This is a genomic window from Candidatus Scalindua japonica (assembly GCF_002443295.1).
GTDB lineage: Bacteria > Planctomycetota > Brocadiia > Brocadiales > Scalinduaceae > Scalindua > Scalindua japonica.
This window is the reverse complement of record NZ_BAOS01000032.1, coordinates 1-5,514: the sequence shown is the minus strand read 5'-3', so window position 1 is coordinate 5,514 and position 5,514 is coordinate 1. Positions and strand designations below refer to the sequence as shown.

Genomic DNA, 5,514 nt, shown 5'->3' with positions numbered 1-5,514 from the left:
CTTTCGTTATCAAATTATATGATGGATGTGATGCCAACAATATCGGCCGGTAACTTCTTTGGTTTCCACCCGGCCCAGAATGGAATTGAGATCTGGGGTAGTTGGAATGGGCCTAAAGGCAGAGGCGGTTTTGAATGGGCGGCAGGTATCGTTAATGGTGAAACAGGAGAAGGAGCTGAACTTTTCGATGGTTCCGGTGATATGGATACTATAATAACAAATATGGTTGGTGACGATGGAGTGCTTGGTGGTATTTTTGGAGGAGAGATAAATAAGAGCAAAGACTGGTATGTAACGGTATCGTACAAGATAGGCGGTATGGGCGTACTAGGTGAAGAGTCTGTAGACGATTCGCTGGCAGCAAAAGAGAACTGGCGTGACGATTCTGTCAGGATAAAGGGTTATTATTATCGAGGTGTTACCGGAGCATATATTGATGATCCTACATCAGGCGCTTTTGGCAATCCGATTGATGGAGGCCTTTTCGATTCCGAGGCAAACAGGTTTGAACGTTTTGGTGTTCTTGTTGACGCAAACTGGCGTAATTTTAATTTTATAGGGGCCGCGTCATTTATGGAAGATGATATAAAGGGGTCAATAACATACGGAGCAGGTACATTCGGTAGTAATTTAGCCCAGGAGTCAGGTTCATCATTTCATACATCTATTTACACCGCGGAACTACAGTGCGTCGTCCTTCCATGGCTTATACCAGCTGTCAGGGTAGAAAATGTTAATCCTGATTATGATGTAAGGGATATAGGGTCATTTACGAAATACTCTTTTGACGCAACAATTGTTCCCAGAGCAAATTTCAAGGTAGTTGCCGGTGCACACTGGTCAGATTATCAAGACGAACAAACAGGAACTGACGGCAACGAGGCAGATAGAGTTGATCTTGGAAGTTTTCTGGATACTACCTACAGACTTGGCGTAGATATCGCATTCTAAGCTGTTTGTAACAGGCAGTATGTTACATAGCATTTTGTTTAGAACATGTAGTACAAAATTTTTTGAATAAATTACTATGTTGATAAACAGAAGCCCGGGCCAGATATAAACCTCCCCGTTTACCATTCAGGCCCGGGTTTCTGTCATTGATAGCCGAAAGTTTACATTCGTGCAGTGTCATGGACGATGTCTTATTATGACGGGGAAAGGAGATTTGAATTTATGAAGAGATTATGTTTAACAGTACTCGCATTTTTTATTTTATTTCTACTTGCAACTGACTTGAGGGCCCAGGATGAATCCCAGAAAATGAAGGAGAAACTGCAAAAGGCCATGCGGGAATTAAAGAATGAGATAAGGCTGGATGTTGCGGTAGAGAATCCCGGTATTATAACAGGTAAAGTGAAATGCAGAAGGACAAGGCATTCAGGCGATACCGTTGTCTATATTGAGAAAGCTGGGGACAACAACTTTGAACCACCGGAAGAACATGGCGTTGTTGACCAGTTGAACCTGATTTTTGTTCCACACGTAATAGCAGTACAGAAAGGGACAACGATAGATTTTCCTAATAGTGACCTGGTCAGGCATAACGTATTTTCTACTCCTGACAGCTGCAACCAGTTTAATCTTGGAACGTATGACATTGGTGCTTCAAAACCTGTTACATTCAATGAGTCGTGTGAAGTACCGCTTCTATGTAACGTGCATGCGGAAATGTCCGCGTATGTTGTAGTATTAGATAACCCCTATTTTGCGGTTACAGCAAAAGATGGAAACTTTAAGGTTGATAATGTACCACCCGGAACATATAAACTAAAGACATGGCACGAAAAACTGAGGTCTGAGGAACAGGATGTATCAGTAGAAGGCGGAAGGACTGTAGAGGTAAACTTTACTTTAAAAAAACGTAAATAGTAACCTTATAAATATTCTTTTCCTGTCTGGTCCTGATTCATCCAGGTTTGGTGTTAAAAAAGCTATAGCCTTTATATCAATTACTGTTTCTTTAACAAGTGCACTATGAAAGAAAAATACAGATTAAGTCAGAAAATGCCAGCCATAAGTTTTTTTACTATATTTATCTTCTTATTTTTCCCTCTTATTCAACCTTACGCAAATACAGAAGAAGGCACCAGGACAGAAAGATACGAACTGAAATTCCAACCTGAAGAGTCGTTTGAAATTCGTAATGGCAGGAGGGTTTACCAAGAACACTGTTCACCATGTCACGGAAAATACGGAAAAGGAGATGGTAATTATTACGCAAGTGACCTTAAACCGAAACCAGGAAACTTTACTGATCCAGATTTTATGGACCAGGTGCAGGATGAATATTTGATTGAAGTTATAAAGAAAGGTACGGCCGCATTTGGAAAAAGCCCTTTCTGTCCACCATGGCAGTATACGTTGAAAGAAGAGGAAAAAATAAGAAACGTCGTCACTTTTCTACGGACTTTTACTGTTAAAACGGCAAGGTGAATAGTATGAAAAACAGTACAAATCCTGAATTGGTTGATAAAGTCGAGCACAAAGTACACCGAAGGAGATTTATGTACTATGGTGGATGGGGAGTTATCAGTTTATTCCTTGCCGCTGTTCTCGGTTCAACCATAAGATTCTTTTTCCCCAGAACGCTTTTTGAACCTCCAACAAAGTATACAATTGGATATCTATCTGAATACACACAGGGGGTAAACGAAAAGTTTAAACAACTGCGACGAATCTGGGTAGTCCGTGAGGTGAATAAATTATATGTAATAGAGGCAAAATGTACACACCTGGGTTGTACGCCCAACTGGCTGGCAGCAGAGGGCAAATTCAAGTGCCCATGTCATGGCAGCGGCTACACACCCGATGGGATAAATATCGAAGGACCTGCCCCCAGGCCATTGGACCGATTCAAGGTTACATTATCAGAAAATGGAGAGATTATGGTTGATGAGAGTGTCAGGTTTAGAGGAGAAAGGCGACAATGGGATAAACCAGGTGCCTTTATCAGTGTTTAAAAAGATATAATGGGAAAACCAAGTAATGGATAAAGAGAAAGACGAGAAGATAAAGAGATATGTAACAAGTTCACAGATCTGGAAATCGATTTTCAGGCGCAAACATGACGATACAAAACGCAGCAGGGTATTGGCGGTGGTTGGTAATTTTTTCTTGCACCTGCATCCGGTTAGCTTATCAAGACACGCACTGGCCTTGAAGTATACCTGGTGCATGGGAGGAATTACCTTCTTTCTGTTTCTTTTCCTTACGTTAACAGGTGTATACCTGATGTTTTATTATCACCCTTCTATCGGTGAAGCATACTGGGATATAAAGGACCTTCATTACAGTGTCCCGTTTGGAAAGATACTGCGCAATATACACAGGTGGGGAGGTCATTTGATGGTCATTACGGTCATGATCCATATGTACAGGGTATTTATGACAGGTTCGTATAAAGCTCCGAGGGAGTTTAACTGGTTAATAGGTGTCGGTCTGTTAGTTTTAACTCTGCTACTCAGCTTTACCGGTTACCTGCTAACATGGGACCAACTGGGGGTGTGGGCAATTACCGTAGGGACAAATATGGCAGGAGCTACACCGCTACTTGGGCATGAAGGACCATTTGGAGAACAATTGGGAATGACGGCACATAATGATGTCCGTTTCGCGTTATTGGGAGGTTCAAGCGTAGAGAAAAACGCATTGCTAAGGGCTTATGTATGGCACTGTATTGCCATTCCTTTATTTGTCGCCCTTTTAATTGGTGTGCATTTATGGAGGGTCAGGAAAGACGGCTTTTCAGGTTCTTTGTAATTACTGAATTGAGTGCTATCATTATCCTTCGGCTTTGAATATGCTAATATTCAGTAAAATTATGAACTATTGTGTTGTGTGAATTTTCGCCTACCTGACGGTAAGCAGAAACTCACACTCTTTTTATCACTGGAATTATTATGTCAAATATAATACACATCTTATTTCTTAAAGACAATGAGGTAATAGCCCTTTTTGGCATCGCAGTGTTTTTCTTTGCAGTAGTCGCTTTTCGGGAAGCTATCAAGAATGATCGTTTGCAAAAACAAGGTAAGTGGCCGCCTGAAGGGCAATCAGGAAAGGACAAAGTTCTGACATGGCCGTTCCTTGTAAGAAAGGAATTTTTAGTTGCCATTTTTGTCACGGCAGGTTTGCTTGTCTGGGGTGTACTAAGAAATGCGCCACTGGAGGAATTTGCCGATCCTAACATCACCCCTAACCCTTCAAAAGCACCCTGGTATTTTCTTGGTTTACAGGAAATGCTTGTTTATTTCGATCCCTGGATTGCAGGAGTACTTTTTCCCCTGTTGATTATTGTCGGCTTAATGGCCATCCCCTACATCGATATTAATCCAAAAGGCAGTGGGTATTACACGATCAGAGAACGAAAGTTTGCAGTCTCAGTGTTTAGTTTTGGTTTTCTGTTCTTATGGGTGATACTGATAGTAGTTGGTGTTTTTTTTCGTGGGACCGGCTGGTTATGGTACTGGCCATGGCAGGAGTGGGTCCCACACACTATTGTCGCTGAAACAAATTATGATTTTACGCAATTCCTTGGTATCGATTCAAGATCGGTATCAGGTTCTATTACAGGAGGCAGTGTTGTAACATTATATTATCTTCTCGGCATGGTAATTCCCTATGTAGTTATGAAAGCCAGGAACAGTAAAAATCTTCAGAAGCTAGGACTCATAAGATATATAACTGTGTCATTTCTTTTCTGGTCAATGATTGGATTACCGATAAAGATGTTCTTGAGGTTGATATTTCACATGAAATACATATGGGTAACACCATGGTTTAACATTTAGATAAGTACAAAAATTATAAGAGCAACCACAAACACTGCAACAATAATCTATTTGCATAGCTATCTTTTATAGAGAAACTTATGCCATATGAAATCACTAACAAATGCACCGGTTGTACTGCTTGCGCGAAGCAGTGTCCGATGGGAGCTATTTCCGGCAAGGTGAGAGAGAACCATTATATTATAGCATCACTTTGTATAGAGTGTGGTGTGTGTGGTATGGCCTGTGCGTCATCTGCCGTTAAAGATCCTTCCGGCAATGTTTGTAAGAAAGTAAGTTTAAAAGAGAGGCCAAAGCCGGTTGTCGATCAGAAATTTTGCAGCGGATGCGAGGCTTGCGTTACTATCTGTCCGTTTAATTGTCTGGGGATTAATAGCGCCATAATGCCTTTTGAAATTAACGGTAGTGCTGCACTGATAACGCCGGCGGATTGCGTTAGTTGTGGAGAGTGTGAAAGGATTTGTATTAAAAACGCTATAGTTTTAGAAGAAGCACAGAAGAAAATTGTCTCAGGCGATTCTATATTGATTACATAACGCATGTAGTTTTATGAAGAAAGAAGAAGAAAAATCTTATTCGTTTCTATTCATCCTTGCAAGTCTCATACTACTGGGGTCATTTATCTGGGTAATCCTGGACGAAGTATATGAAGGAAGACCCTGGAAACAGCTGCAAATGAACTATATTTCTCTTTTAATGGACAGAATTAACGATGAGATTAGAA

Annotated in this window: 7 protein-coding genes; all 7 read left to right on the top strand. The window is 40.9% G+C overall.

Going from position 1 to position 5,514, the window contains the following annotated elements; translation table 11 throughout:
• On the top strand, positions 1 to 951 hold a 951-nt coding region (locus SCALIN_RS17965; RefSeq protein ID WP_203415558.1), incomplete at its 5' end, for a hypothetical protein.
• A gap of 222 nt (positions 952 to 1,173) precedes the next feature.
• Positions 1,174 to 1,869, top strand: a complete 696-nt coding sequence (locus tag SCALIN_RS17960; RefSeq protein WP_162532394.1) for a carboxypeptidase regulatory-like domain-containing protein — start codon at positions 1,174 to 1,176, stop codon at positions 1,867 to 1,869.
• Positions 1,870 to 1,974: 105 nt separating this feature from the next.
• Positions 1,975 to 2,433, top strand: a complete 459-nt coding sequence (locus SCALIN_RS17955; RefSeq protein ID WP_096895831.1) for a c-type cytochrome — start codon at positions 1,975 to 1,977, stop codon at positions 2,431 to 2,433.
• Between the two features lie 5 nt (positions 2,434 to 2,438).
• On the top strand, positions 2,439 to 2,960 hold the full coding sequence (locus tag SCALIN_RS17950) for a QcrA and Rieske domain-containing protein (protein WP_096895830.1): 522 nt from the start codon (positions 2,439 to 2,441) through the stop codon (positions 2,958 to 2,960).
• 25 nt (positions 2,961 to 2,985) lie between these two features.
• On the top strand, positions 2,986 to 3,759 hold the full coding sequence (locus tag SCALIN_RS17945) for a cytochrome b N-terminal domain-containing protein (protein ID WP_096895837.1): 774 nt from the start codon (positions 2,986 to 2,988) through the stop codon (positions 3,757 to 3,759).
• Between the two features lie 140 nt (positions 3,760 to 3,899).
• A complete protein-coding gene (locus SCALIN_RS17940; RefSeq protein WP_096895836.1) occupies positions 3,900 to 4,790 on the top strand; it encodes a cytochrome b family protein in 891 nt (296 codons plus the stop codon).
• An 80-nt stretch (positions 4,791 to 4,870) separates the two neighbouring features.
• Entirely contained in the window at positions 4,871 to 5,326 is a 456-nt protein-coding gene (locus SCALIN_RS17935; RefSeq protein ID WP_096895835.1) for a 4Fe-4S binding protein, read from the top strand.
• The last annotated feature ends 188 nt before the right edge of the window (positions 5,327 to 5,514 follow it).